The sequence below is a fragment of the Arcticibacter sp. MXS-1 genome, assembly GCF_041902385.1.
Lineage (GTDB): Bacteria > Bacteroidota > Bacteroidia > Sphingobacteriales > Sphingobacteriaceae > Arcticibacter.
The window spans coordinates 4,239,196-4,265,219 of the sequence record NZ_CP169244.1 but is presented as its reverse complement, the minus strand read 5'-3'; the positions used below and the strand labels follow the sequence as shown (position 1 = coordinate 4,265,219).

Genomic DNA, 26,024 nt, shown 5'->3' with positions numbered 1-26,024 from the left:
TGATGAGAGGCAAGAATAATGACCTTGTCACGATTTTTATAAAACAGCTGCTCTAGTTTATCTACAATCTCGTCCTTTGTGTTGCAATCGCATTCTCCGGACTTGTCGCCTTTATCGTATGTATAGACCCACCACTCAGAGTCGAAGGCAATGACTGTGAGATCGGGCGTTAAGTTTATTTCTACCGGTCCCGGGCATCCCCCTTCGGAATCATTTCTAGGAGGGAGTCTTGCTGAGCGGCAAGAAAGTCTGACTGCTGCCTGATCTTTGCAAGGCCTTTTGGTCCCATGCGATCCCAGTCGTGATTTCCAGGGATAAAGAATACAGGGCTGCCAGCCTTGCGCAGGGGCTGATACTGGGACTTCAGAATGGCCTGTGTTTCCTTTTCCTCGGGGCTGCCGGGAAGGCCCATTCCCCGCGGGTAAATATTATCGCCCAGAAAGAATGAGGAAGTCCGGTGAGGAATAACTTTCGCTGCGGCATCCAAAATGACATTGCGCTGCTGCGGATCCATTTCTCCTGCATCGCCGATAAGAATAATCCGGTGCAGGACCGAGTCCTGGGCTTTCAGGGCTATGAGAGCTGGAATAAGGAGGAGTGTCAGTAGAATTTTTTTCATCAGATATATTCTTGTGCCCTTCTGCAATAATTCAAAGAGCGCTTTTCGGTATTAGCCCCGGGTCGCTGGGGGAAAATGGTAATGCCCGCACATCAAAATCGGCGGAAGATACGCAGGCTCTGCAATTATAGGATAAGGCCTGTGTAAAATATTGTAAATATACGGGTAAAGGTTGTTCCTTTTATTCGCTGCATTGCGAGGCATGTGGCTCTAATGAGGTTTAGAAGCCCTGTATTCAACTTCTCTATCTCAGAGGTAGTGCCTGACCGCTTTCGGCCTGCGGAATTTTGTATATGTTTGTAAAAATACTTTACCATGGACTTGTTTGCCTTTCCTGAAAGCCCTTTTCAGCTTCAGCTTTCCTTTGAGCCCTTAATGCGGCGAATGCAGGAGGCAGCAGGTGAGGATACCGGGGAGAGTGGGAGTGCTAGCAGAGAACTGTTGGAAGAGGCTGCTCTCCACCCCGAGCTAATTGACGGGATCACTGATGAATCGCAGATCCATACCAACACAGCTTTAATCAGGAGGCTGTTCGCAAGCTACTTTCCCGAAGCACTGTCAGCAAATGAAATAAAGGGGATCTCCCTGCCTTACACCAATCTGGTATTTAATCTTACGGAACGCTTCAGGAAAATACTCGGGGGAGCAGGCGAGGATTTTGAGTACAATATACGGAACTTCGATCTGCATCAATTCTACGTTCTTAACTGTTGCCTTATCCTCAATAAGTACTACAATACTCAGCTGGACTTTCGCCAACCTTTGTTCTACGACATTCCGGCTCCAAATGGGGTAATGAGGCATTACAGGATACTTTATAATGCCGACTATCTTGAAATTATTCCCACAGAGCAGAGTCAGCGCCTGAGTAGTGAGGACATTGCCCTTCTTTTGGATAGCTACCACGAGCTGGACCTGTGGAAGAAGAAATTTCCTCCCGGAAGCTGGCTCATGAGAGGCTTTGCCTTAATGTCGCTCGTTGATGTGACCACTGAAAATGCCGTTTCCCTTCTTAAGGAAAAGCTGATCAGGTTCAGGGCCGAAAGCTTTGAGAAGAATGCAGAGCCTATCCTGCAGTCGATATTCAATACGCCACACATCAGAATGGGTTTTAGTCTTTATGATGAGGAACGGGATATGCTGAAAACGGCAGCTTTTGGAAGTCCGTCTAAGAGCTATCTGGTGGCGGGAGACGAACCTGTGCCCGCAAAAGGGGTGTTTTGCAGTGAGTCGTACGAGGCTGTGATCCGCAGAAAAAGGTATTTCGCGGTTTCAAATGTTCATCAGTACCGCTCCTCCTTTCCCTGGTCGGGACCTTCTTCGCGTTTCGCATCCGAAGGTGTCAGCTGTTTTATTCTTGCACCGGTGGTTAGCGGTGAGAGGGTACTCGGAGTGCTCGAAATCCTGTCGGCACTGCCAGGTGACCTTAATAGCATAAATGCCAATAAGCTGGACGTGGTAATGCCGCATATTACGAATAATATTAAGAGACTGATTGCAGAATACCAGAACCAGGTGCAGGTGGCTATACAAGATAAATACACCTCTATTCACTCCAGTGTATACTGGAAGTTTAAGCAGGAGGCTGAAAGATATCTTCGGAGCAGAAGGGCAGGTGAGGATGCCCTGCCTGCAGAAATTGTTTTCAATGATGTGATGCCTTTTTATGCCGCCATAGATGTGCGGGGATCATCCCTCGCACGCAACAGGAGCATTCAGAAAGACCTGCAAAGGCAGTTGAATACTGCACTAGGTCTGCTGGAACAGGGAGGAGAGGAGCTGGACGCCACCGCTGAAATAAAAACACAGCTGGTTCTATTTCTGAAAGAGCTGGACTTGCCTCTCCGCGCCGGTACAGAGCAGGCAGTGACGGACTTTATGCGCCATCATTTTTATCCCCTCGCATGTGCAATGCGGCAATCACTTGCCAATGCAATTGATCAATACCTCGAAGCAACGGAACCCTGTTATGGTCTTTTTCACGAACACAGAAGAAAGTATGAGGAGACCATTTCCCTGATAAATGACCGGTTATCGGCACTGCTTGATGAGCGACAAAAGGAGGCTCAGCGTATTTTCCCCCATTATTACGAGCGTTTCAAGTCGGACGGGATAGAGCATAATCTCTATGTGGGGCCTTCAATTAGTCCTGAATCTTTATTTACTATAGACGTTCTTAAATCGTTGCGTCTCTGGCAGCTGCGTGTGCTGTGTGAAATGGAACGGACGCACCACGAAATGAAAGATAGCCTTCCATATCCGCTTGATGTCACTACGCTGGTCCTGGTCCATCAGTCTCCTATATCCATCCGCTTCAGAATGGATGAAAAGCGATTTGATGTTGACGGAAGCTATAATGCCAGGTTTGAGATTGTGAAAAAACGTATAGATAAAGCGCACATCCTCGGTACAGCGCAGCGTATTACCGAACCAGGGAAGCTCGCTATTGTTTATACTACAGAAGATGAGGAACAGGAGTATTCGGCTTATTTGAGGGACTTAAGTGTTTTAGGACTGTTAGAACCCGACACAGAAAAACATCAGGTCGAAGACTTGCAGGGAGTGGCGGGGCTTAAAGTGCTAAGGGCGAGAATAAAATATGAATAGTTGTAATCCATAACAGAATAATGAAAGATTACCCCGAGTTACTAAACGAGGTCAGGAAGTTCGTTACCTCCTATACGCTCGAACATCAGAATGAAAAATTGATTTACCACAACAGGGCGCATACCGAGTATGTGGTTGAGGCGGCGGGACAGATAGCCGATCACTATCATTTGTCGGAACAGGACTTTTTTGTGGTTAGTGCAGCGGCCTGGCTTCATGATCTGGGGTATTATATCAGTCGCTCGGACCATGAGCGAGAGGGAGCGGAGCTAGCGTCAGTATTCCTAAGGCAACAGGGCGTGAGTGAAGACCTCACAAAGGAAATTGCTGCCTGTATCCTGGCGACTCAGATGCCTCAGCACCCAAAGACATTGAACGAACAGATTGTGTGCGATGCCGACCTGTTCCACCTGGGAACGGATGACTTTAAGGAGAAGAACCGCCTGATGCGCCTGGAGTTTGAGGCGTTTTCTGGAAGGAAAATAAGCAAAGGTGAATGGCGGAGCAGTACGATAAAGCTTCTTGAGCAGCACCGGTATCACACAGATTACTGCCGCTTGCTCCTTCAAAAAAGAAGGAGGAAAACCTGCTCATGTTAAGGGAGAAAGAGCAGGAGAAGCAGGGAGACATTCTTCCTTTATCGAAGGAGAAACCGTTACCTGAAGGACAGCCGCTGCCCGTAGAAAAGAAGAAGGGTGAAAGGCCTGACCGTGGTATCGAGACCATGTTCCGCATTAGTTCAGGCAATCATCAGCGCCTGAGCGACATGGCCGACAATAAATCACATATCCTCATAACCGTAAATTCGATCATTCTTTCTGCTATTATCAGTCTTCTGATCAGACGCCTGGATAGTAATCTCTATCTGGCGATCCCTACACTTATTATATTGACGGTCAGTCTCCTTACTATTATCTATTCAATTCTTGCTACACGTCCTACAATACCTCCCGGGACCTTTACTCAGCAGGACATAGACGAGCAGAAGGTAAATCTGTTATTTTTCGGAAATTTTTACAGAATGAATCTGGAGGAATACTCCGCCGGGATGTGGAAGACAATGGAAGATAAGTCTTTTCTGTATGGCAGTCTGATCCGGGACCTGTACTCGCAAGGCGTGGTACTTGGAAAGAAGTACGGGCTCCTGCGCAAAGCGTATAATATCTTCATGTATGGGCTCATCATCTCAGTACTTGCATTTGTCATAGCAGCTGTTATTCATGGAAAGGACTAAGGTGTTCGCTTCTGAGAAAATCCCGTTCTTCAACAGAGACCTGAGCTGGCTTTCTTTCAACGAGCGGGTTTTGAAGGAGGCCGCAGATAAGCGGGTTCCTTTGCTCGAACGTCTGAAGTTCCTGGCTATCTACTCTTCCAATCTCGACGAGTTCTACCGGGTGCGGATGCCTGTTTTACAAGCCTTGCATCGGATTGGAAAAGAAGAAGGGGAGACTGGTGCGGTTGGTAAAGCCGAGAGTGTTCTTCAGGAAGCTCTTGATAAAATTGCCCGGCAGCAGGAACTCTTCGGCGAAATTCTGACCACCGGCGTTCTGCCCGGACTGAACGAGAATAAGGTGCATCTGTTATACAGGGAGGCATTGCCCGCAGAAATGAGTGAGGAGACGACGAATTATTTCTTGTCGAAGGTGCTGGCGTTCCTTCATCCTGTCGTTCTGGCGAAGGACATGAGCGGCTTTTTTCCTGAAAATAACCAGCTCTACCTGCTGCTCGAAGTGCTGGAGGCAGGAGAGGAGCAGCAGGTTATCCTGAACATCCCCTCAGACCAGTTGCCCAGGTTCTATCCGTTTGAGAGCAAGAACGGAACGACCTTTATTGCCTTCCTCGACGACATCATCAGGGAGAATGTGAGATGGCTCTTTCCGCATGCCAGCGTCCGGTCATGCCGAAGTTTTAAGATCACACGTGATGCTGAACTTGACCTCGCCGATGACTATGAGGGGGATCTTCTTGACCAGATCAGCAGGCTGGTGGAAAAGCGCGATCGGGGACTGGCAACCCGTTTTCTTTATCAGCCAGGGATCTCTCCCGACGTCTTAGAGCGTCTGCGAAAGGCTTTTAACCTCAGGAAAGCAGGTATGATGGAGGGCGGGTTTTATCATAATCTGAAAGATCTGTTTTCGTTCCCCATACAACGTCCTGACCTCTCAGAAAAGAAGTGGAAGCCGGTGCCTTACAATCCCTTTGGCTGGACGGGCTCTGTCTTTGATCACCTTGATGAAGCGGACGCCCTGTTTCATCCCCCTTATCATTCTTATGACGCCATTCTCAGGTTTTTCAATGAGGCAGCTACCAATCCTGCAGTCTCAGAAATTTATATAACCCTGTACCGTGTAGCTAGCGATTCTCTGCTTGCCAACGCCTTGATTAACGCTGCGAGGAACGGGAAGAAAGTCACTGCAGTACTGGAACTTAAGGCGCGATTTGATGAAGCCAACAATGTAAAGTGGGCGAAAAAGATGAAGGCAGCGGGAGTAAGGCTTATCTATAGTGTAACTGCCCTGAAAGTTCATGCCAAGATCGCCGTGGTGAAGCGTCAGATAGACGGACGGCAGAAGTATACCGGGCTTCTTGCCACAGGTAATTTTAACGAGAAGACTGCCGCCCTTTACACAGATCACGTGCTGATGACGTCGCGGGTGGAACTACTCCGCGAAACGGAGCTGCTCTTCATCTTTCTCGCGAGGCGCGAGAAAGTATATAATCCTGCTCTCATCGTATTTAAGCATCTGCTCGTTGCTCAGTTCAATCTTCAGCAGCGGTTCCTTGATTTGCTTGATGCCGAAATTTCGAGCGCAAAGGCAGGCTTGCCGGCTTCCGTAACGATCAAAATGAACAATCTGGAGGAGCGTGTTCTGATAGAGAAACTATACGAGGCCTCTCAGGCAGGGGTAGAGATCAGGCTGATTATCCGTGGCATTTGCAGGATAGTAGCTGGAGTGCCGGGAGTAAGTGATCGCATTTCTGTAAGAAGGATTGTGGGCCGCTATCTGGAACATGGCAGGGTCTTTATTTTCCATAACGGAGGGGAACCGCTTGTCTATATGGGCTCAGCAGACTGGATGAACCGGAACATTTATCGCCGGATCGAGGTGTGTTTCCCTGTCCTCGATCCGGCGCTTAAAGAAGAGATGATCCATCTGCTCAACCTTCAGCTTCGTGACAATCAAAAGGCTGTATATATTGACCGAAGTCTGGAAAATATACCGGTGGAAGAACCGGAAGAACCTGTTGACTCGCAGCAATGCATCTACGACTGGCTTAAAAACCGGAAAATGGGGTCATAGCTTTAAACGGACAGAATTTCCAGCTCTTCCCGAGGGACCGAAAGTGCGGAGTATGACAGTCCCCCTGGCTGAAAAAGGCTTTGTGTAAAGCGGGCTTTTCAGGGTAGGCTCCGAGCCATCCGTGGTATAACGTATCTGCATGCCGGGGATCTGAACGTTCGCCGTTACAGTCTTGTTCCTGACGATCGCCCCGGGGGAGGAATACGATAATGAAATCCCCCGGCCAGATAGTCCAGTCGCGGTAACTCTTTGGTCCCCAGTGCAGCAAGAAAGCCCGACCATGCTTTTTGATACAGCGTCCTGGCTTTAATGCTGTCGGGTTCAGTTGCCCAGGCAGGATCGGGGGCCCATGCTCTCTCTGCAAGGCCATAGAGCTTCGGAAGAAGCATGTATTCAAAGAGCGTATCGCTTTTGATCACCTCACTCCACAGGGGTGCCTGTAATCCTAAGATATTTGCTTTACCCTGCTCCGTCAGTTTTTCCTTTCCTTCAAAGCTGTTTTTGGGAAGCGGATTGCCGTCTTCGTCTTCTTTCATGGTTTTGTAGTAATCAAAAGGGACAAAATAAAACGGCTTCTTAACATCCACGTAGCCTCCCCAGTATTGCCCTGGCTCGTAATAAGAGGGGGAACTGGCTAGATCGAAATAGAAGTTAGTGACACAGGTAAGCAGCACCTTATAGCCCGCATTTGCCAGCCGGTAAGGAAGGTCCGCGTTTTCAGATCCGGGCATGTTGGCCCAAACATCGGCCTGGAAGTTCCTGTTTAGAAAATCTGCGTTAGGGACAGTAAGCTTCTTTCCGTTCTGCTCGGTTTTGCGCAAAGCTATTTCTTCCCATCCTGAAAGAAACAGTCCTCTTTTTTTGAGCAGCGTATCCACTTTTCCAAAGTAGTAATACCACAGGTCTTCTGGTGTGCGTATCGTCGGCTGTTGTTTCATAAGCTCCTTTACTGCTGGAGATTGAGTCCAGACGCCTGAGGGTACTTCATCTCCGCCCATATGAATAGTCTCCAGTTCGGCACCTGCTTCTTTATACATTCCGGAGATCTCGTCAGTAACGGTTTCCAGAAAGCGATATACGGAGGGAAGAGCGACATTGATCACGTTATCATCCCATCCCTGCACGGATCGATAGACCGAACGGTCTTCAGGCTCTCTAAGCAGATAGGCTTCTGCTTCCTGATCTTTCCCCTCCTTCTTTAGCTTATCGTAGCAGGAGTCCATCGCCTTTATTGCCGCCCTTGCATGGCCTGGCGTTTCTATCTCCGGAATCACCCGTATGTGCCTCTCCCTTGCATAGCGCAGCATGTTTACAAATTCTGTCCGGGTGTAAAATCCATTGCCGTTGGTGTTACCCGAGTCGGGGCCAGAGCCGTAAGAAGGAAATATAGCCGCTTTATCCTCGGAGGTGTGCGGACGGAAAGCGCCAACGGCAGTCAGCTCGGGCAACGCAGGGATCTCCAGTCGCCATCCTTCATCATCGTTGAGATGAAAATGAAGGATATTTAACTTGTACAGACTCATGAGATCAATCACCTTCAGCACTTCCTTCATCGAACGAAAGTTTCGGGCCACGTCAAGCATAACAGCGCGATGCTGGAAACGAGGGAAGTCATGGACATCCAGGCCGGGCAGCGTGATTGCCCGCTGAGGGGCTTTCCATGCAGCTGCAGGGAAGAGGACCTTAAGCGACTGGATGGCGTACCATGCACCTTCATTTCCGCCTGCTTCAATGCGGATACCTGTGTTCGATATTCGCAGCTTGTATTCGTCCTTCTTTAAGTCGCCCGCCTGCCTGATAATGAGCTCTGAGGTCTCTTTCTCTGTTGCTACAACGGGGATGGATCCGGTAAGAACTTTGAGATCGGCAGCAAGGCTTTCTCCTTCCTGCCTGAACTTCTCATCATAGGCCAGATGCAAGCCGGCTTTCAGGGTATAGTTAGTCCCCGTGAACTTGTAGTGGGCAGGCGTCGGAAATATGGGACATTGCTCCGAGGCACTGACAGGCGGAATTGCCCTGTTTCTCAGGTATGTCACCTCTGCCAGGGCTTGCTCTTTTTTTCCGTATATGGGGGGACAAGGAATCGAACGTCTTGCACTGCGTACCCTTTTTGAGGTTGACTGTTCCAGACGAGATAAAATCCAGACGGGCTATCTGTCTTATTTTTCCTTCTCAGGTTTATCCTCAGGACAACTGAGTCGCCTGGCCGGAGTTCAGGAAAGCGGGCACGAGGGGTAATGCGGAACATATCGCCGTTCACTCGTTCCGCAAATGCCCGTACGGTATCGCTCTCAACGATCTTCAGCTCTGGCGAATTGAAGTAGAGACGCCACTTGCCGGAGGGGAAATTCTGGCGCGAAGTATTGGCAAGAACAAGTTTTGCATCTCCTGCTTCCGAAATTTGTTGCGAGCGGATGCGCAGCCCCTCCGCCGGAAAGAGCGGAGTCTGTCCCGAACCGCTAAGGGCAAGTGCCGCGAAAATGAGCACAAAGAATAATGTTTTCATTGATTGTTTATTTTGTTGATTAGCTGAGCGCCTGCCTAGACGCGGATGTAGATCTTCTTTCTGTCTAATATACGACCGATGCTCCAGCAGATCAGCATAAAGAAGATAGCGAAGCTTAACGATCCGATAGCGCCGGGCAGGATACGCTGGAAGATATGAGCATTCAGATAGTGGTAGAGACTGTCATTGCTTATGGTGACCAAATAGAACAAGATAACCAGGATCTCCGACAATACATAGATAAACAGAGGGTTTTTGCCGAATACGCTGAAGAAGATCGTCCACTTGTGATCCCCGGGATAGCGAATGGCGGTAATATAAATGAGCAGGGCGAGAATCATCAGATCATTGCCGCAAGTCAGCAGAACAAATGAACTTGTCCATAGTTTCTTGTTGATCGGGAATGCCATGTTCCAGGTCAGTGCGATCAGGATGAAAAAGCTGCCCCAGAGCAGAAGCTTGGCTATAGTTTCATAATTCTGCCCCTTCTTTTGGATGAAGAGTCCGGTGTAATAGCCTATAGTCACATTGACAATAGCAGGCAGAGTGCTGAGGAGTCCCTCAGGGTCAAACGCAATGCCCTCGCCGTGATACAGGTGCGAATCGCCGAACAAGTATTTGTCCAGATACAGTCCTGCATTGCCTGTCATGCTGAAAGGATCAGCGTGATCACCGAAAATAAGCAGGAGCACCCAGTAAAGCACTAAGAAAAAGGCACTGATAGCGGCTACCCATCTTGTTGAAAAAAACGAACCAGCAGCGATGCAAAGAGGTAGCATAACGCAATTCTCTGCAGAACACCGGGGATCCTTGTCTCGCTAATCGGCGAGAGATGCAGATGTCCGTCAGATCCCATCTGAAAAAACGGGAACCAATACATCAGGTACCCGATAATAAAGATCAGGAATGCCCGCTTGAAGATCCTCCATAGGAACTTTGCCTGACTTTGTTGAGCGAGTTTTAGCATGGAGAAGCTAAGCGCATTCCCCACGGCGAATAAAAAGGAAGGAAAAACCAGGTCAGTTGGAGTAAAGCCATGCCAGTCTGCATGCAGCAGGGGTGAAAATGGAGTGGCTCCGCTGCCAGGAGTGTTCACAATGATCATAAAACAAACGGTCATCCCCCTGAAGACATCCAGGGCGAGAAAGCGTTCTTTCGTTTGTACCAAGTTCATAACAGTAATGATTAAGGGAAGAGGTCAGGCGCCTCTTCCCTGGAAAGCTGGTTAGTTGTAACCCTTGTTTTGCTTAAGCACCGGTGCCCCGTTAGAGAGGCTAAGGTCTATCTGGCGCTGCGGGATGGGATAGTACTCGCTTCGTCCCTTTACAAATCGTCCTCTCTTTACATCCGATGTGATTTGTCCCTGGTAGCCAAAGTAAGAGCTCAGCTCAGATTCTGCCGTTCCCCAGCGGACCAGGTCAAAAAAGCGGTGTCCTTCCATCGCAAGTTCGAGTTTGCGCTCATAATAGATCGCCTTCAGGGCATAGTCTTTCCCTCTGCCTGCAAACTCTCCCTGTGGATAGGGCTTTACAAAGTAGTTGGCTGCAGGAGTGCTGGTAAAGCCGTCCATAGGCTCCGCCGGGTTCTTGTACGTATACACCCATCCTTCAGGATCTGCGGCCCTATTTCTGACCCTGTTTACATACGTTTCCGCCAGGGCCAGATTTCCTGTCTGCGCCTCGCATTCAGCTGCCATCAGGAGCACATCAGCAAAGCGGATCACGTTATAGTTGATAGCTGTGCCAGGAGCCCATGAACTCATGTCGGCATCCTGTTCATGACTTTCCTGCCAGTACACGTTCTTCTTTGGTCCGTAAGGGCCTCCGTAGCCCTGATCCCTTATCCACGGTTCGCCGGGATATACTCCCCAGTCAAGATACGGAATTCCCCGCCTTGCTGCAGTCCAGTCCAGACGAGGATCGAGTGTGCCCTCGTCAGGCGTGAACGGCTGGTCTCCTTTTATGCCCATGTCGTTTTTAACAGGATGCTGATTGTAGTCATCAAGATAAGGCAGGCCACTGGAGGGATTGGTCCGGTAATGGTTAACCAGATCGATGGTCGGCTGAAAGAAGCCGCAGCAGCCAAACGGACTGTCGCCATAGGGAAAGTTTAACATATCGCCGTTGTTGGCATTCGAAGGGCCGGCAGGATCTACGTTAGCTGCCATCTGAATAGCAAAAACAGTCTCGGAGTTGTTCTCTGTAGCAGGACGGAAGTTGTCTTCGAATTTCTGCACCAGGTCGTATTTAGCGCCGCTGGTCGTCACTCCATTGTTAATGACGTCCGTGAAGATCACTTTCGCCTCGTCGTACTTGTGCTGGTACAGAAGCGATTTCGCCAGATAGGCACCCGCTGCCCACTTGTTGGCCCTTCCGATGTCAGACTGTGTAGGAGGGAGATTATCATACGCAAATTTGAAGTCCTCGGTGATCTTTGGCCATATATCCTGATCATTTGGCTGATTAAGGTCCGTTGTGTTCTCGTCAATCCAGGGCACCATATTCCACATTCTCTTCAGCTCGAAATAATAGTGCGCCCTGAGAAATTTCGCCTCTCCAGCCAGCACTTTTCCTTCAGCATCGCTGATGTCGGTGGCTTTAGCCATGATCTTCAACACGAAATTGCAGCGTGACACCCCTTCATAAAGCGCCTTCCATCTGCTGTTGTAATAAGCGTTGTTGGCATCCGAGTAAAAATTAGCAATAGGGTCAATAGCCGGCTGGTCGCCGCCGTCGCTTCCTTTCGAAGCATCGCCCCCGGTAATTGAACCGAAAACCCAGCCCGTAGGAGAGGCTTGCCAGGCTTCTCCGCTGCCGAGTGACTGATCGCCGCCTTGCTGGCCGTCAAGCGCGGCGTAGACCCCGATTAATAGAAGGTTCACGCCTTTTTTATTCGCTACTATCTCGGGAGCAAGGCTGCCCAGGGCCGGCTGATCAAGCTGTTTGGTACAGGCGCAAAGGAAGATCAAGATAGTTAGAAGCGAGAAATTATATCCTGAAGTTTTCATGTTTTTCTGATTTTTAAAAGCCAAGGTTAAGACCAAATAAGAAAGTTCTCTGACTTGGATAGCTTCCATCGTCTACGCCATACACCGTTTCCGCGCCTGTTGCGCTGGAAGTACCGATCTCCGGATCTACCCCCGAGTATTTGGTGATCGTAAAGAGGTTCGCTGCCGACAGGTAGAGCCTCAGTCGATTTACTCCGAATTTCCTGAGGACGCTAGCGGGGAGGTTATATCCAAGCTGTGCATTTTTCAGGCGCAGATAAGATCCATTCTCCACAAAGTAGGAACTCGGAACGGCGTTGGTGCTAAAAGAATTCGTCGTTTCCTGAATTGGTGCTTTTGCATTGTGGTTATCCGGAGTCCAGGAATTATACAGGGCGGTGCGGCTCTTCGCACCATTGAAAGAGGGGTAGAAATCTGTCCACCATTTCACCTGATTCCATACCTGATTTCCATGCACGCCATAAAAGAACATGCTAAGGTCAAAACCTTTGTAACTCAGATTCAGGTTAAGTCCATAGTTGAAATCAGGGTTTGCATTTCCAATAAAGGTTCGGTCAGTTGACGTAATGCGCCCGTCTCCGTTAATATCAGCGTACCGGAAGCGGCCAAGCCCCATGTCGGTCTGATATTCAGCCGATGCGTCTCCTGTCTGTTGTCTCGCCATTGCGTTGGCTTCATCCATCTCCTGCTGCGAATCCCAGAAGCCTGCAACCTGGTAACCGTAGAATTCAGAGACCGAATGGCCGACCTGATTCCTCACAATGCTGCTTCCATCAAATCTGCGCGAATCCTGATCGAAATAATTGGCTGCCGAAGACACTTTGACGATTTTGTTCTTGTAGGTGGTTACAGTAGCTGTGGCCGTTAGTTTTAAATCCTTTGCGATGTCTGTGCGTGCAGTAACGGACGCGTCAATTCCGTCGTTTTTCATTTGTGCAACGTTCTGATACGGTACGGCAGCTGCTCCGTTTGTCGCGAGCAGTTCGGGTGCGTAGAGGAGATCTTTGATGTCTTTGCGATAGTAGTCGGCCGTTACCTCTAACTTCCCTTTCAGGAAAGATGCGTCAAATCCAAAGTTGGCATTCACGTCCTTTTCCCATTTCGCCGCAGGATTTCCGAGCTGATTATTGTAGAAGCCCATCGCTACTGCGTTTCCGCCATTGATGGCATAGAACGACTGGCCAACGCTGCTGCTAAAGGTGCTGAAGGAATTGAAGGGCGACACGTTCAGCTGGTTGCCCATGATACCCCAGCCGCCCCTGATCTTAAAGTCGGTCAGCCAGGAGATGTCTTTCATGAAGCGTTCCTGAGAAATCCTCCAGGCCGCGCTGAAAGAGGGAAACCATCCGTAGGTGTTTTCAAGGAACTTGGATGACCCGTCACGGCGCAGCGTTGCTCCGAGCAAGTATTTTTCTCCCAGGTTATAGTCGAGCCGGCCGATGACAGAGAAGAGGGCATCGGCACTCCGGTCGCTCGAAACAAACATTCCTGAAGGATCCCCTGTTCCGAGCGTCGTATAGTTAGGGTCGAATGAAAAATAGTTCCGTCGGGTTCCATCTATATTGTTGTGTCTGTTCTTATAAAACTCAGTACCAACCACCATTTTTACGTTATGCTGCCCAAAAGTTTGATTGAACGAAAGGGTGTTGGTCCATGTATAGTTGAAGCCGTCGTAACTGTTCTCACTATACGCATTTTGGGTAGTATTCTCAGCGTTCTCGTACTGCGGAAATGTGAATGCCCTTGAATGGCCTGAGTAGGTCTCTCCTCCGAAAGACGTTCTGAGTGTGAAAATTTTCAGGATATCTGCCTCCGCATACACATTCCCGAACAGGCGATTGTCCTGCGTCTTGTTATTAGCCGTCCTTCTGAGCATGGCCACCGGGTTATACGCATCTCCGAGGGAGCCGCCATATGAGCCGCCATAGTTGCCCATGATGTCGTATACAGGAATAATGGGCTGCTCGCGGAAGGCATGGCCGATCGCATTGTCTGCACTCAGGCCGGCGATCGTAGGATTATCCATGATGGAGTACTCCAGGTTTTCTCCGATCCGGATATTCTTTTTAATTGTGTAGGATGTATTTGCGCGGATCGAGTATCGTTTCATGTATGTTTCCAGCAAGGTTCCTTCCTGATTAAAGTAGTTGGCTGAAAACATATAAGTAGCCTTCTCCGTCCCTCCGTTCACCGAGAGGTTATGGCTGGTGATAGGTGCCGGCCTGAAAATTTCGTGATACCAGTCCGTCCCCGCCTTATTGGCTTTGGTGATGCGATAGAACGAATTGTATTCGGCAGCTGTGGTAAAAAGAGGATTCAGGTAGTACCTGGATGGGTCGGTTCTAGGATCTCCCTCTTTTAGTCCTTCCGGCGCAATATAGTCGGGAAGCGTATATTCTGGTCCGGCTCCGTACAGATCGTCTTTGAGCGGTTCCCCGCTGTTCTTGCGTGCCGCCAGCTTTAAATTCGCCATCTCCTGCGGTGACAGGATGTCCCATACTTTGCCGCCCTTGGGCCGCTGACTTCCATAATAGGCATCATACTGCACCTTGGGTTCGCCCGAACCTCTTTTGGTCGTCATGATGATCACCCCGTTTGCTGCTCGCGATCCATAGATAGAAGCTGAACCTGCGTCTTTCATAACCTGTATCGAAGCAATGTCATTCGGGTTGATGTCCGACACGTTCTGAGTAGGAACCCCGTCGATCACGTAGAGGGGAGAATTGTTTCCAAACGTATTGATCCCCCGGATTTTGATCTGCGGCTGCTCTCCGGGCTGCCCTGATCCCAGAATGGTGACCCCCGACGCCTGCCCCTGAAGCAGGTTGCTGACCGAAGGGGAGGGCTGTTTGGTCATCTCTTCCACATTCACAATTGCAACAGCCCCGGTAAGGTCTTTCTTCTTCTGCGTCGAGTAGCCCACTACAACTACTTCATTAAGCGAGGTCATCTCTTCTTTCAGCACCACATCAACAGTACTTCGGCCGTCAACTGCTATGGTCTGGGCAGTAAAGCCGATAAAGCTGAAGATCAGCCGATGGCTGCCTTCAGGAACTGTGATGGCGTAGTTGCCGTTCACATCGGTGCTAACGCCCAGCGATGACCCTTCTACCTTCACACTCACGCCCGGCAAAGGGTTGCCCCGCTGGTCCTGCACTTTACCCTTCACCCTCAGTGGCGGCAATGGATCAACGGCCGGCAAATGGATCCGCTCTTCTTCTTTTTTCTAACTACGATTGTCCGGTCAATAATGCGGTAGGTGAGGGGCTGTCCCTCAAAACATTTCTCCAGCACGTCCGGAATAGAAGCATTAAGCACTTCAATACTCACCGGCCGGGTTTCCTGCAGCATTTGTGTATTATACAGGAACTTGTAGCCTGTCTGCTTGTTAATTTCTTTAAATATCTGACGTAAGGGAGCCTCCGTTTTGCTTAAACTTACTTTCTGCGCGTAGCCGGCGGCGTGCACCTGCAGGATAAAGCTTAATATGAGGATTGCTGTGAGTTTCATGGTGAGCAGTATCTTGTGAAGATCGCAGCAACAGCCAGCCCTGCGATCACAGAACGCTAAAAATTTCATACATTTGAGTGTTTGGGTTTCGTTGAAATTGATTGTCAGACGCAATTGATAAAATGGGTAGACCCGACGTTTCCGGGAGTGTTGCAACCACTTCCGGATTTTTCGATCCTACCGCCCGCTAGGTATGGTTATGGCATGACGGTGATCCTCCTTTCTTCTATTTTAAAGTGAATAGCTCCCGTTGATTCCAGGATTTCGAGTACCTGCGATACCTTCTCGTACCTGGAGACAAAGCCTGAAAATTGCTTGCCCTGAACATTCCCCTGGTACACTACTTCTACATTATACCACCGGCTCACCTGACGCATGATCGTGCCTATGTCTGCGTCGTTAAATGAGAACATCCCATTTTTCCAGGCCATCACATCATCTGTTTCAGCTTTCTGCACCGAGAGCGAATGACGGACGTGATTATTAACGGCCTCTTGTCCGGGTTTTAGTATTGCTTCAGACAGGTTTGGCGATTTGCCCGGTGCCCTGCTATATACTGCCACTCTGCCCTCTACGAGTGTGGTTCTTGTTTCGCTTTCGTCTTCATAGGCGTTCACATTGAAATGCGTTCCCAGTACTTCGATGTCCTGATATTTTGTTCGTACGATAAATGGAATTCTTTTTCCCGGTGCCTTCGGGTCGTAGGCTTTCGCAACTTCAAAATAGGCTTCACCTTTCACCTCAACACTGCGTTTTTGTGTTCCGAAGTAGCTCGGAAACCTGATCTCTGATGCGGCGTTGAGCCATGCCCTGGTCCCGTCGGGCAGGATCACCTGGAACTGCCCTCCCCGTGGGGTAGCAATACTGTTCTCCTGCCCGGGGAGGGGAGAAGGCTCTGACTTTTTATCAGCCCGGTACACGATCTGCCCGTCCTGTGTTTTCATCACGCTGATGCCAGAGGTCTTGGCCAGCTGACCGTTCCTGGCATCATCAAGCACAATCTTTCTTCCATCCGGCAAGGTTAGAACGGCTTTATTGCCACCTGGGCCAATGTCTGTTTTGGCGAGTTTTTGCTGGTGTACCCGCTCTTCCCCGCCACGCTGAAGGTGCAGGGTGAACAAGAGAATAAGGAGGACAGCAGCGGCGGCTGCCGTAATCATGCGAAGATCAGTGAAACGCATCAACCAGGATGTTTTTTCGCTCTTCTTATTGATCCGATCCGCAATACCGCTGTAGAGGGCGTCGACATGCTGCCGCGTTTCCTCCGACACAAAGCCAGTACTTTCTTCTTTTTCCAGCTCGAGGAGAATGAGCATACGCAGGTCTTCTTCCTTTGAAGTTCCGAAGTAATAAAACAATTCCTCAAGCTCTTCTGCAGTACTTTTGTTGTTCAGGTAGTTCCGGAAAAGGGAGGTATATTCTCCTGGTTGCCTCATCTTGTAGCAGTTTTATCCCTAATATGCACGGGAGAAGAAAACACACTACTGCCATTTCAAAAAAATGTTCATAAACAAACGAAGATGGAGTTAGATGAATGTTCTTTGTGCCCACTTAAACTTAGCAATGCGATCTCATTGAGACCTTTAAAAAATTACTATTCGTCTCAATAAACAAATGTACTTTCACAAAAAACACCGGTGAGATACGCTCTCAAACGAGGATAAATTTCGCTTGAATGGTCTTCTGGCCTTTAAAGAATAAATAGACCTCCAGGAAAAAAATGTTCAAATACCAGGACCTTTCCTTAGGATGAACGAAGTGACCAGGGCGATCACGAGCAGAGACTGCTCCGCCTGGAGATGAAGCAGCTGTTTTCTTAATATCTTACTTGCTTTTACCAAGTGGTTGCTGACCGTGAAGGGAGAGATCCCCAGAATATTGCCCGTCTCTTCGTAGCTTTTTCCCTCCAGTCTGCACAGGGTAAAGACCTGCCGGCACTGCGGAGGTAACTGATCCATCGCCTTATTCAGAAGCTCCCTGCTTTCTTTTAAAAAGATGTCCTTTTCAAGTTGCGAATAACTCTCAACGAAGGTAGAAACGATATGCTCCTGCAGTTTTTTGTCCCTTGCCAGCCGGCGATAGAATTGGTAAACCTCATTTTCCGCAACCCTGTACAGCCATGACTTGAACGGAAACTGCTCGTCAATCAGGTGTCGCTTCTCCCAAACCTTCACAAACGTATCCTGTAACAGTTCATCGGCAACAATGCTGGACCGCGTTAATCTCAGGATTTTCCCATAGATCGGGCTGCTATACTGCTGGTAAAGCTGTTCAAATGCCTGTTGACTGTTGTTTTTAAGCAGATAAAGCAGGATTTTTTCATCTTCATGGTAAAGTTGACGCATACAAGGCCTCCTTGTTTGCTATAAATTTAGTAATTATACAATATACTGGATACACTAAGTTAAAATAAGGTACTCCGAAAAAAAACTCGTCTCATCCTTTCTAAAGAATTTTATATTTGCAACGAATGAAAAGAATATTTGCCGTTTTGTTGACACTTATTATGCTTGGCGCAGGTCTCGACCTCTGCTCAGCAGAAGAGCTTTGTTACGGCAAAGATTGCAAGGAACTCGCCGGCCCCGCTAAAAGCAAGCAAAATAGCGATGACTGCCGCAGTCCGTTCTGCCACTGTCCCCGCTGTCCGTTTTCCGTTCTCATAAGCCAGAGCCGCGCGCTTCAGGCTCCGGCCATCATCCTTTCTGTAAATTATCCCGTATTCGAGGAGCGCGCTGTGCCTGATGTCTCGTCTTCTATCTGGCAGCCTCCCAGGAAGCGCTCCTGATCCCGCGTTCCAACGGCGGGAGCGTCTAAGTTTAGTTTCAGAGCATTAAATACTTCTATTTAGTTTTATAACGCATGAAAAGACTTTTCATGCTGACAGCTTTAATCCTGCTGTCAGCTTTCGTATATGCACAAAATCGTCTCAATGTGCAAGTTAAAGAGGCAGACTCGGGCGAGCCTTTACCTGGAGCCACAGTAAAACTGCCCGCTCTTAAAAGATCTTCATCTTCAAACGCCGGGGGAATGGCCGGTTTCCAGAATCTTCCCGCCGGTACCTATCTCCTTGAGGTAAGCTATGTAGGCTATGTTAGTGTGCGCGACTCGATCAGCCTGCCGCTCACCGATACCACCGCCCGGATTTACTCTCTGAAGGAAGCTGAAGGCGAGGGCCTTGACGAGGTTGTTGTTTCCACTACACGCGCCAGTCGTACCATCGCCAATATTCCTACCCGGCTCGAAGTGATTGCAGGGGAAGAACTCGATGAGAAGGCCAACATGAAGCCGGGCGACATTCGTATGGTTCTGAGCGAAAGCACGGGTATCCAAACGCAGCAAACCTCTGCCACGTCTGGTAACGCCTCCATCCGCATCCAGGGGCTGGATGGCCGCTATACACAAATCCTCAAAGACGGATTTCCTTTATTCTCGGGAGCAGCGAGCGGACTGGGGCTATTGCAAACTCCGCCGCTTGACCTCAGGCAAGTGGAAGTGATAAAGGGCTCTGCCTCCACGCTTTACGGAGGCGGAGCTATAGCAGGACTTGTAAATCTCATCAGTAAGATGCCCGGTGATGAGCCCGAACTCAGCATCCACCTTAATGGCACCTCAGCCGGGGGGGCCGACATCAACGGGTTCTATTCAGAGCGTTATGGCAAGACCGGACTTACTGTCTTTGCAGCGCGCAACAGCAATAAGCCCTATGACCCTTCCGATATTGATCTTACCGCCATTCCGCGTTTTGAGCGCTACACCCTTAATCCCCGGTTCTTTTTCTGGCCTGGAAAGAACACAAATCTTAGCTTTGGACTCAATAGCAGCATCGAAAAACGGACGGGCGGCGACCTGCACTATATCAAAGGAGAGGGGAATGATCAGCATAGTTACTTTGAGCAGAATAAGAGCGGTCGCTTATCTTCTCAGTTCTCCCTTACCCATCAAACAGGTGAGAGGTCTTCGCTGAATGTTCGTAACAGTTTCAGTTACTTCAACAGGAGGATCTCCGTTCCCGGATACAGCTTTGACGGATCTCAGCTGGCATCTTTCACTGAGCTCAGCTACTCACTCCGGGGCGAAAAGACAGAATGGGTGAGCGGACTGAACCTCTGGTCCGACCGCTTTCGCGAAAATAAAAAGACCGGGGTGGACTATCGCGATTATACCCAGCTAACCTATGGAGCCTTCCTGCAGGGCAACATTCATGCAGCCTCCTGGCTCGAGCTTGAAGCGGGCTTACGCGGCGACTATGTGCACGACTATGGCTTCGTCTTACTGCCCCGCGTCTCAGGGCTTTTTAAGATCAGTCGCTCCTTTAATTCGCGACTCGGCGGAGGGCTTGGCTACAAGACGCCTACCATCTTTACCGAAGAAAGCGAGCGCATCCAGTACCAGAATGTGCTGCCTGTATCGGCAGGGCAGAACAGTCTTGAAAAGAGCTATGGGATGAACTGGGACCTTAACTACAGAACCACACTCTTTAATGACCAGCTTTCACTAAGCATCAATCAGCTGTTCTTTTATACCTTCCTCAACAAGCCGCTGATGCTCGAACAGCAGGGAGCAGACCGCTATCTGTTCAGGAATGCAGCCGGGCATATGGACAGCCGGGGAATGGAAACGAATCTGAAGCTCGTGTACAGCGATCTGAAGCTGTTTCTCGGTTATAGCTATACCGATGCCCAGCTTCACGTAGGCGACGTACTTCAAGCAAACCCGCTTACTCCCAGGCACCGGCTGAACAACGTACTGATGTACGAGGTAGAAGATAAGTGGAAACTAGGCGCCGAAGCTTATTATTATGGCAAGCAAAAGCTGAATGATCAGACCACCGGTAAAGCCTACTGGATATTTGGCTTCATGGCCGAGAAATTATGGGACCGCTTCTCGCTCTACATCAACTTCGAGAACTTCACAGACACCCGGCAGACCCGTTTTGACAGGATCTATACAGGCAGCATTACCCAGCCACAGTTTCGTGATATCTACGCGCCTCTGGACGGTTTTGTTGTCAACGGGGGTATCAAATTCAGGTTATGACCTTGCAGCGATGAATGTACTGTTTTAAATAACTATCATTGGCGGTAAATGAGACGTACTGCTTCACGCTGGATCCTGGTATTTTTCCTGCTGTTACTCGACTACTATATCTTCACCGCCCTTAATTCTGTTCTAAGATACGAACACGCCGTGACGAGCATTGTATTTCCTGCAATGTTCGCCACGCTCAGCGTGCTCACGATTGCTTGTCTGCTGCTGTTTCCGGCTTTGCAGTCGGACGTCCGGTATCGCAACCTTCGCAATTACCTTTTTGCCATCGCTATTGGCTTCCTCCTGGGCAAGCTGGTTACAGCGGCCTTTATCCTCCTCGATGATCTTCGCAGGGGAGCGGGCTGGGTGCTCAACCAGCTTGGTGGCAACGACGTACTCACGGCCGAAAGAAGCAGCATCCTGATCTGGCTGGGGGCAGGTCTTGGCGCAGTGCTGTTCCTTTCACTCCTCTACGGCTTTAGCAATAAGTATAACTACCGCATTCGCCATGTCCTGCTCAAGTACCCCAATCTTCCGGCTGGTTTCAGGGGCTTTCGCTTTGTGCAGATCAGCGACGTTCATAGCGGGAGCTTTCAGAACAAACAACGAGTGAGGCGCGGGATTGAGCTGATCTTAAAAGAGAAGCCGGAGGCAATATTCTTCACCGGCGACCTGGTTAATGACCGTGCAGTGGAGATGAATGATTATACCGATGTATTCAGCGAGCTGAATGCCCCTTTAGGCGTATACAGCGTGCTCGGAAATCATGATTACGGCGACTATTACTGGGGAATTAATCCGCAGGGGGAGCAGGCCCTTGAAAAGGCGCGAAACCTCGACCGGCTTAAAAAACTTGAAGAAGAGATGGGCTGGCGTCTTTTAATGAACGAGCACGTGGTGCTTGAACGTAACGGAGACCAGATAGCACTGATTGGAATAGAGAACTGGGGAGCTAAAGCAGGGTTTCCAAAATACGGGAGAATGGCACAAGCATACAGAGGGACGGAGAAATACCCGTTTAAGATTCTGATGAGCCATGACCCCAGCCACTGGGAGGCGGAAGTAAAAGTGAAGTATCGGGATATTGACCTCACGCTGTCTGGTCATACTCATGGAATGCAGTTCGGGGTTGAACTTCCATTTCTGAAATGGAGTCCCGTTCAGTGGGTATATAAACAGTGGGCCGGACTGTATGAGTCAGGGCATCAGAAGCTGTATGTCAACCGTGGATTTGGATTTTTAGGATATCCGGGAAGAGTAGGTATCCTCCCGGAAATCACAGTATTCGAGCTTCAATAATATTATTCTCCAACCTTTTGCTGTTCCGGAGCCTCATTGTACCCGGCAATATCGTCTTCTTGCCCTGCGCCTGTAGCCTCTGTGCCGGCGCTATCTTTCTCAAGATAAGAGGCGAGTGCCTCCAGCGATTGCTCCCAGCCCTGTCCGGTTGGAATTAGCGGTTCGTTATCGTCGGTCTGCTCCTGCGTGACCGACAGACGGCTTCCGTCGCCAGCTTCTTCAAATAATACCGTCAGCTTAAATTTTCCTTCGCCCGCCGTTGCCTCGTCGCCCTGCTGCCAGTTCCAGGAGTAAACCAGCTTCTCGCCCTCTGCTACCTCGTAGTACTCCCCGGAAATGGTCTTTGCCCTGCCTGCCGGAGCATCGTCAAAGTGATAGCGTACAGTACCATGCTCCTTCAGCTCATTCTCAACCGAACTTAGCTGCGCACCCTGCGGCTTCCACCACTGCTTCAGATCTTCCGCGCTTGTCCAAGCCTGGTACAGGCGTTCCTTCGGTGCTTTGAACTCTCTGGAAGCGCTCAGGCTTCCTTTTTTGTTGTTTTCCATAGTGTTAAGATGTAATGCATTAACAGCATAGCAGGGCACCGGTTTTGTTTAAAAGAAAGTCATCGTTTTCTAATTTTAGGAATTATCAATAATACTCTATAGAATTTATAGATTTATCAACTATATTCGCACTAAATAAGTCAGTTGCTTAATCTGTCCATCAGGGATAGCATCACCAAACAACGTAAGATCAATACAAACACCATGAGAGTTAACTTTTACAATTATTACGTCCACATCAAATCACGAGTAGTCTGTTGACGCCTGGCGCATCCCAAGGTTAGTTTACATTTCTGAATTTTTAATCTTTCACATGACATACTTAGACTTTCTTAAGCTGGGGTTGGACAGGTACAGCCCTAAATTATGGCGATATACAGCAACCCTGCTGCTGCTTGTTTTTATTCAGTCATCTGCATTTGCAGATATCTCGCTTACAGCGAGCCGGATCAAAGAGGCGGCCCTCTTATCAAAGCAGGCGATCAGCGTCTCCGGAATCGTAACGGATGAAAACGGCGACCCCCTGCCTGGCGTTTCTGTGCGATTAAAAGCGTCGTCATCCGTTTCTGCAACGACCAATAGTCAGGGTCGTTTTTCAGTGCAATTGCCCGATCCGAATGGCATTCTGGTATTTACCTATATTGGTTTTGCAACACAGGAGGTACGGGTAGGAGGCAGAACCTCTATAACCGTAAAGCTTCTGCCTGCAAACAGTACCCTTTCTGAAGTGGTTGTTACTGCCCTCGGCATTACCCGCGAGAAAAAAGCCCTCGGTTATGCTGTCCAGGACATTAGCGGCGAGGCGCTGGGTACCCGCCCTACCAATGCGTTAAGCGCGGTATCAGGAAAGGTTGCTGGTTTACAGATCACCTCTTCCGGGGGAAATATGGGTGGCTCCAACCGCGTGACCCTCCGTGGTGTCACCTCTATCTTTGGGAATAACCAGCCTCTTTATGTGGTAGACGGAATTCCCTTTAATAACAATGACTTAAATACGGCGTCTACTGCTTCCGGCAGTGCCGGTAAGGACGTAGGAAATATGATCCAGGACTTAAATCCTGACGACATTGAAAATATATCGGTGCTGAAGGGGCCGTCTGCTGCCGCCCTTTACGGAAACAGGGCAGCTAACGGGGTAATCCTGATCACGACGAAGAAGGGAAAAGCGGGCGAGCGCTTTGATATCAGCCTGAACACAGGCGCCGAGTTTGAGAAGATCGTTCGGCTCCCCAGGCGCCAGAAGCTTTATGGAGGCGGCTATGCGTCCACATTCGCCAAGGCAACCATCAATGGTACAGAATACAATATAGTCGATTATGCAGCTGATGAAAGCTGGGGGCCTCGTCTTGATGGCACCCCTGTTCTGCAGTGGTACAATCTCGACCCTGAATATCCCGAAGACTATCTGAAGCCTCAGCCCTGGGCATATCCTTCGGAAGATGTCACCGCATTTTTCCGTACCGGGGTGGCTAACACGAACAATCTGGCTATCAGCGGCGGAAGCGATAAAACTACCTTTCGCTTGTCGTACACCAACAGGAATGTTCGCGGGACAGTGCCAAACGCCAGCCTGGGCAGGAATACATTGAATGCCTCCGGCTCTACCAAATACGGCAAGTTCGACTTTTTCAGCACCGTTAACTACGTCAAGAACCAGTCGACCGGCCGCCCCTGGACGGGTGCTTCTAACCGTAACATCATGCTCGAAGCGTTCCAGTGGGGGCAGGTGCAGGTAGACTATGACCGGCTGAAGGAATATAAAAGGCCCGACGGAACACCGCGTGCCTGGAATCGTACCGGCTACCAGAACACACCGGCAGCCGAGGCTACCCGCTTCATTGACAACCCTTACTGGTCGGCGTATGAAAGCTACCTCGAAGAGAACCGCGACCGCCTCTTCGGAAATGTGGGGATTGGGGTTGAGGTGAACGACTGGCTTAAGCTTCGTGGAAAGGTGAATGCCGACATTTACAATTACGACTATCAGGACCGAATTGCTGTATATTCCAGGTCGCAGTCGCAGTACCAGGAGTACAACAACAAGTTCAGCGAGTTCAACTACGAGTTCCTCGCTTCAGCGAACAAGGAATGGGACGACTTTAGCCTTATCGCTAACGTCGGAGGAAACATCATGAACCGGAAGATCCGCATCAGCAATGACATCACTTCCGGCGGCCTCATCGTTCCGCTGTTTTACAGTCTGCGCAATGCCCCAAGCGTAATTACCAATTCGTCGTTGTACGAGAAAAAGATCCTTTCTCTTTTCGGAAACGTTGCTCTCGGTTGGAAGAATACCCTGTATGTTGAGGGGACGCTCAGGAACGACTGGTCGTCTACGCTGCCTAAGAACGACAATTCTTTCTTTTATCCATCCCTAACCGGAAGCTTCGTTTTCAGTGAGCTTAATCTGCTAAAGCAGCTCGACTGGCTTAGCTTCGGTAAGTTGCGACTGGGATGGGCTCAGGTGGGAAATGACACCGACCCCTATAATCTGAGCAAGGTTTATGCCGCCGGTCAGGCCTTTGCAGGAACGCCAACCTATTCGCTTCCTTCAGTGATGAACAACAATCAGTTAAAGCCCGAAGAAACATCGTCGGTAGAAGCAGGACTTAACCTTCAGCTTTTCAAGAGCAGGCTGGGCATCGACCTGACTGTGTACAATAATAATAGCACCAATCAGATATTTCCTGTTCCCATCTCCGCAGCATATGGCTACGATGCCAAGTTTGTCAACGCGGGCAAGATCAACAACAAGGGTATTGAACTGACCCTAACCGGAACACCCATAAAGCAGAAGGACCTGGAGTGGAATACGACCATTAACTGGTCCCGCAACCGCAATAAGGTGGTTACGCTTGATCAGGATATCCAGACACTCGAACTCAGCAACAGCCTGGTGACCCTGGTTGCTGCGGCAGGCAAGCCCTACGGACAAATTATGGGCTATGACTTCGTTTACGCGCCTGACGGCCAAAGAGTGGTTCAGGCCGACGGAACTTATGCCCGTACCCAGCAGCTGGTACCTCTTGGTACGGTGCTTCCCGACTACCTTTTTGGCTTCCAGAACTCATTCCGTTACAAAAGGTTCAACCTCGGCTTCCTCATTGATGGCCGTGTTGGCGGAAACTTCTTCTCTCAGACCTATAAGGTGGGAATGTATTCAGGGGTACTTGACCGTACCGCCGCCAACAACATACGCGAGACCGGTATTGTGGTAGACGGTGTAAAAGCGGACGTGAAGTTTAATGCCGACGGTTCTTATGAAGTGAGCAATACCCGCCCGAACGATACCCGGATTGAAGCACTGGCCTGGGCAAGAAATGAGTATAACGGCCCGACAACCTTCAGCGTGTTCGATGCCACATTTGTTAAGCTGAGAGAAGTAACGCTTGGCTATAGCCTTCCGTTGGCGAGCCAGAAGTTCGTTAAACAGATTAACCTCAATTTATACGGCCGTAATCTCTGGAACATCTACACCAAAAGCAAGTACATCGATCCCGAGTTTACCAACAGCGGTGAGAACATCCAGGGAATCGAAGGCGGAAACCTGCCAGTACCTGCCACATTCGGTTTGAATGTCAACTTTAAATTTTAGGAG

At 49.5% G+C, this 26,024-nt stretch carries 20 protein-coding genes; 8 read left to right on the top strand and 12 right to left on the bottom strand.

Annotated elements, in window-relative coordinates:
• Positions 1-181: 181 nt before the first annotated feature.
• A complete protein-coding gene (locus tag ACES2C_RS18480) occupies positions 182-619 on the bottom strand; it encodes a metallophosphoesterase (RefSeq protein ID WP_374164536.1) in 438 nt (145 codons plus the stop codon).
• A gap of 315 nt (positions 620-934) precedes the next feature.
• Here ACES2C_RS18480 and ACES2C_RS18475 point away from each other — a divergent pair, with 315 nt between their 5' ends.
• Genes ACES2C_RS18475 through ppk1 form a run of 4 tightly spaced genes read left to right on the top strand, consistent with a single transcriptional unit; the run spans position 935 to position 6,528 of the window.
• Positions 935-3,226, top strand: a complete 2,292-nt coding sequence (locus ACES2C_RS18475; protein ID WP_374164535.1) for a GAF domain-containing protein — start codon at positions 935-937, stop codon at positions 3,224-3,226.
• Between the two features lie 20 nt (positions 3,227-3,246).
• Entirely contained in the window at positions 3,247-3,825 is a 579-nt protein-coding gene (locus ACES2C_RS18470; protein ID WP_374164534.1) for an HD domain-containing protein, read from the top strand.
• Positions 3,819-4,460: a Pycsar system effector family protein gene (locus ACES2C_RS18465; protein WP_374164533.1), complete on the top strand. Its 642-nt coding sequence runs from the start codon at positions 3,819-3,821 to the stop codon at positions 4,458-4,460. The genes ACES2C_RS18470 and ACES2C_RS18465 overlap by 7 nt, the downstream gene beginning before the upstream one ends.
• Complete coding sequence (gene ppk1, locus ACES2C_RS18460; RefSeq protein WP_374164532.1) at positions 4,447-6,528, top strand: polyphosphate kinase 1; 2,082 nt, start codon at positions 4,447-4,449, stop codon at positions 6,526-6,528. Before ACES2C_RS18465 ends, ppk1 begins: the two co-directional genes overlap by 14 nt.
• Here ppk1 and ACES2C_RS18455 read toward each other — a convergent pair.
• The 10 genes from ACES2C_RS18455 to ACES2C_RS18410 all read right to left on the bottom strand — a co-directional run bounded on the left by ACES2C_RS18455 (position 6,523) and on the right by ACES2C_RS18410 (position 17,896).
• Positions 6,523-6,810, bottom strand: coding sequence for a chitobiase/beta-hexosaminidase C-terminal domain-containing protein (locus ACES2C_RS18455; RefSeq protein ID WP_374164531.1), 288 nt, complete (start codon positions 6,808-6,810; stop codon positions 6,523-6,525). The two genes, ppk1 and ACES2C_RS18455, sit on opposite strands and share 6 nt — an antisense overlap.
• Positions 6,693-8,564 (bottom strand): family 20 glycosylhydrolase, encoded by a 1,872-nt coding sequence (locus ACES2C_RS18450; protein ID WP_374164530.1) that lies wholly within the window; start codon positions 8,562-8,564, stop codon positions 6,693-6,695. The genes ACES2C_RS18455 and ACES2C_RS18450 overlap by 118 nt, the downstream gene beginning before the upstream one ends.
• Positions 8,561-9,034, bottom strand: a complete 474-nt coding sequence (locus tag ACES2C_RS18445; protein ID WP_374164529.1) for a carbohydate-binding domain-containing protein — start codon at positions 9,032-9,034, stop codon at positions 8,561-8,563. Before ACES2C_RS18445 ends, ACES2C_RS18450 begins: the two co-directional genes overlap by 4 nt.
• 35 nt (positions 9,035-9,069) lie before the next feature.
• Positions 9,070-9,726 carry an acyltransferase family protein gene (locus ACES2C_RS18440; protein ID WP_374164528.1) on the bottom strand — a complete coding sequence of 219 codons (657 nt, stop codon included), beginning with the start codon at positions 9,724-9,726 and terminating at the stop codon, positions 9,070-9,072.
• Between the two features lie 35 nt (positions 9,727-9,761).
• Positions 9,762-10,208, bottom strand: a complete 447-nt coding sequence (locus ACES2C_RS18435) for a heparan-alpha-glucosaminide N-acetyltransferase domain-containing protein (protein WP_374164527.1) — start codon at positions 10,206-10,208, stop codon at positions 9,762-9,764.
• Positions 10,209-10,259: 51 nt separating this feature from the next.
• Positions 10,260-12,041 (bottom strand): RagB/SusD family nutrient uptake outer membrane protein, encoded by a 1,782-nt coding sequence (locus ACES2C_RS18430; RefSeq protein ID WP_374164526.1) that lies wholly within the window; start codon positions 12,039-12,041, stop codon positions 10,260-10,262.
• Positions 12,042-12,054: 13 nt separating this feature from the next.
• Positions 12,055-15,210 carry a SusC/RagA family TonB-linked outer membrane protein gene (locus tag ACES2C_RS18425; protein ID WP_374164525.1) on the bottom strand — a complete coding sequence of 1,052 codons (3,156 nt, stop codon included), beginning with the start codon at positions 15,208-15,210 and terminating at the stop codon, positions 12,055-12,057.
• A 2-nt stretch (positions 15,211-15,212) separates the two neighbouring features.
• Complete coding sequence (locus ACES2C_RS18420) at positions 15,213-15,551, bottom strand: STN domain-containing protein (RefSeq protein WP_374164524.1); 339 nt, start codon at positions 15,549-15,551, stop codon at positions 15,213-15,215.
• Positions 15,552-15,748: 197 nt separating this feature from the next.
• Positions 15,749-16,987, bottom strand: a complete 1,239-nt coding sequence (locus tag ACES2C_RS18415; protein WP_374164523.1) for a FecR family protein — start codon at positions 16,985-16,987, stop codon at positions 15,749-15,751.
• Between the two features lie 288 nt (positions 16,988-17,275).
• Complete coding sequence (locus ACES2C_RS18410; RefSeq protein WP_374164522.1) at positions 17,276-17,896, bottom strand: RNA polymerase sigma factor; 621 nt, start codon at positions 17,894-17,896, stop codon at positions 17,276-17,278.
• 125 nt (positions 17,897-18,021) lie between these two features.
• On the opposite strand from ACES2C_RS18410, the gene ACES2C_RS18405 reads away from it, so the two are divergent.
• The 3 genes from ACES2C_RS18405 to ACES2C_RS18395 all read left to right on the top strand — a co-directional run bounded on the left by ACES2C_RS18405 (position 18,022) and on the right by ACES2C_RS18395 (position 21,878).
• Positions 18,022-18,336: a hypothetical protein gene (locus ACES2C_RS18405; protein ID WP_374164521.1), complete on the top strand. Its 315-nt coding sequence runs from the start codon at positions 18,022-18,024 to the stop codon at positions 18,334-18,336.
• Between the two features lie 74 nt (positions 18,337-18,410).
• Complete coding sequence (locus ACES2C_RS18400) at positions 18,411-20,588, top strand: TonB-dependent receptor domain-containing protein (protein WP_374164520.1); 2,178 nt, start codon at positions 18,411-18,413, stop codon at positions 20,586-20,588.
• 48 nt (positions 20,589-20,636) lie between these two features.
• Positions 20,637-21,878 carry a metallophosphoesterase gene (locus tag ACES2C_RS18395; RefSeq protein ID WP_374164519.1) on the top strand — a complete coding sequence of 414 codons (1,242 nt, stop codon included), beginning with the start codon at positions 20,637-20,639 and terminating at the stop codon, positions 21,876-21,878.
• A gap of 2 nt (positions 21,879-21,880) precedes the next feature.
• On the opposite strand, the gene ACES2C_RS18390 is transcribed toward ACES2C_RS18395, so the two are convergent.
• On the bottom strand, positions 21,881-22,426 hold the full coding sequence (locus tag ACES2C_RS18390) for an SRPBCC domain-containing protein (protein ID WP_374164518.1): 546 nt from the start codon (positions 22,424-22,426) through the stop codon (positions 21,881-21,883).
• A 313-nt stretch (positions 22,427-22,739) separates the two neighbouring features.
• Between ACES2C_RS18390 and ACES2C_RS18385 the strand changes: the two genes are divergently transcribed.
• Positions 22,740-26,021, top strand: coding sequence for a SusC/RagA family TonB-linked outer membrane protein (locus ACES2C_RS18385; RefSeq protein ID WP_374164517.1), 3,282 nt, complete (start codon positions 22,740-22,742; stop codon positions 26,019-26,021).
• Positions 26,022-26,024 lie beyond the last annotated feature (3 nt).

Coding starts and splice junctions, on each gene's coding strand:
- ACES2C_RS18480 (WP_374164536.1), bottom strand. CDS start 619: ATGAAAAAAATTCTACTGACACTCCTCCTTATTCCAGCTCTCATAGCC.
- ACES2C_RS18475 (WP_374164535.1), top strand. CDS start 935: ATGGACTTGTTTGCCTTTCCTGAAAGCCCTTTTCAGCTTCAGCTTTCC.
- ACES2C_RS18470 (WP_374164534.1), top strand. CDS start 3,247: ATGAAAGATTACCCCGAGTTACTAAACGAGGTCAGGAAGTTCGTTACC.
- ACES2C_RS18465 (WP_374164533.1), top strand. CDS start 3,819: ATGTTAAGGGAGAAAGAGCAGGAGAAGCAGGGAGACATTCTTCCTTTA.
- ppk1 (WP_374164532.1), top strand. CDS start 4,447: ATGGAAAGGACTAAGGTGTTCGCTTCTGAGAAAATCCCGTTCTTCAAC.
- ACES2C_RS18455 (WP_374164531.1), bottom strand. CDS start 6,810: ATGGTCGGGCTTTCTTGCTGCACTGGGGACCAAAGAGTTACCGCGACT.
- ACES2C_RS18445 (WP_374164529.1), bottom strand. CDS start 9,034: ATGAAAACATTATTCTTTGTGCTCATTTTCGCGGCACTTGCCCTTAGC.
- ACES2C_RS18435 (WP_374164527.1), bottom strand. CDS start 10,208: ATGAACTTGGTACAAACGAAAGAACGCTTTCTCGCCCTGGATGTCTTC.
- ACES2C_RS18430 (WP_374164526.1), bottom strand. CDS start 12,041: ATGAAAACTTCAGGATATAATTTCTCGCTTCTAACTATCTTGATCTTC.
- ACES2C_RS18420 (WP_374164524.1), bottom strand. CDS start 15,551: ATGAAACTCACAGCAATCCTCATATTAAGCTTTATCCTGCAGGTGCAC.
- ACES2C_RS18415 (WP_374164523.1), bottom strand. CDS start 16,987: ATGAGGCAACCAGGAGAATATACCTCCCTTTTCCGGAACTACCTGAAC.
- ACES2C_RS18410 (WP_374164522.1), bottom strand. CDS start 17,896: ATGCGTCAACTTTACCATGAAGATGAAAAAATCCTGCTTTATCTGCTT.
- ACES2C_RS18405 (WP_374164521.1), top strand. CDS start 18,022: ATGAAAAGAATATTTGCCGTTTTGTTGACACTTATTATGCTTGGCGCA.
- ACES2C_RS18400 (WP_374164520.1), top strand. CDS start 18,411: ATGAAAAGACTTTTCATGCTGACAGCTTTAATCCTGCTGTCAGCTTTC.
- ACES2C_RS18395 (WP_374164519.1), top strand. CDS start 20,637: ATGAGACGTACTGCTTCACGCTGGATCCTGGTATTTTTCCTGCTGTTA.
- ACES2C_RS18390 (WP_374164518.1), bottom strand. CDS start 22,426: ATGGAAAACAACAAAAAAGGAAGCCTGAGCGCTTCCAGAGAGTTCAAA.
- ACES2C_RS18385 (WP_374164517.1), top strand. CDS start 22,740: ATGACATACTTAGACTTTCTTAAGCTGGGGTTGGACAGGTACAGCCCT.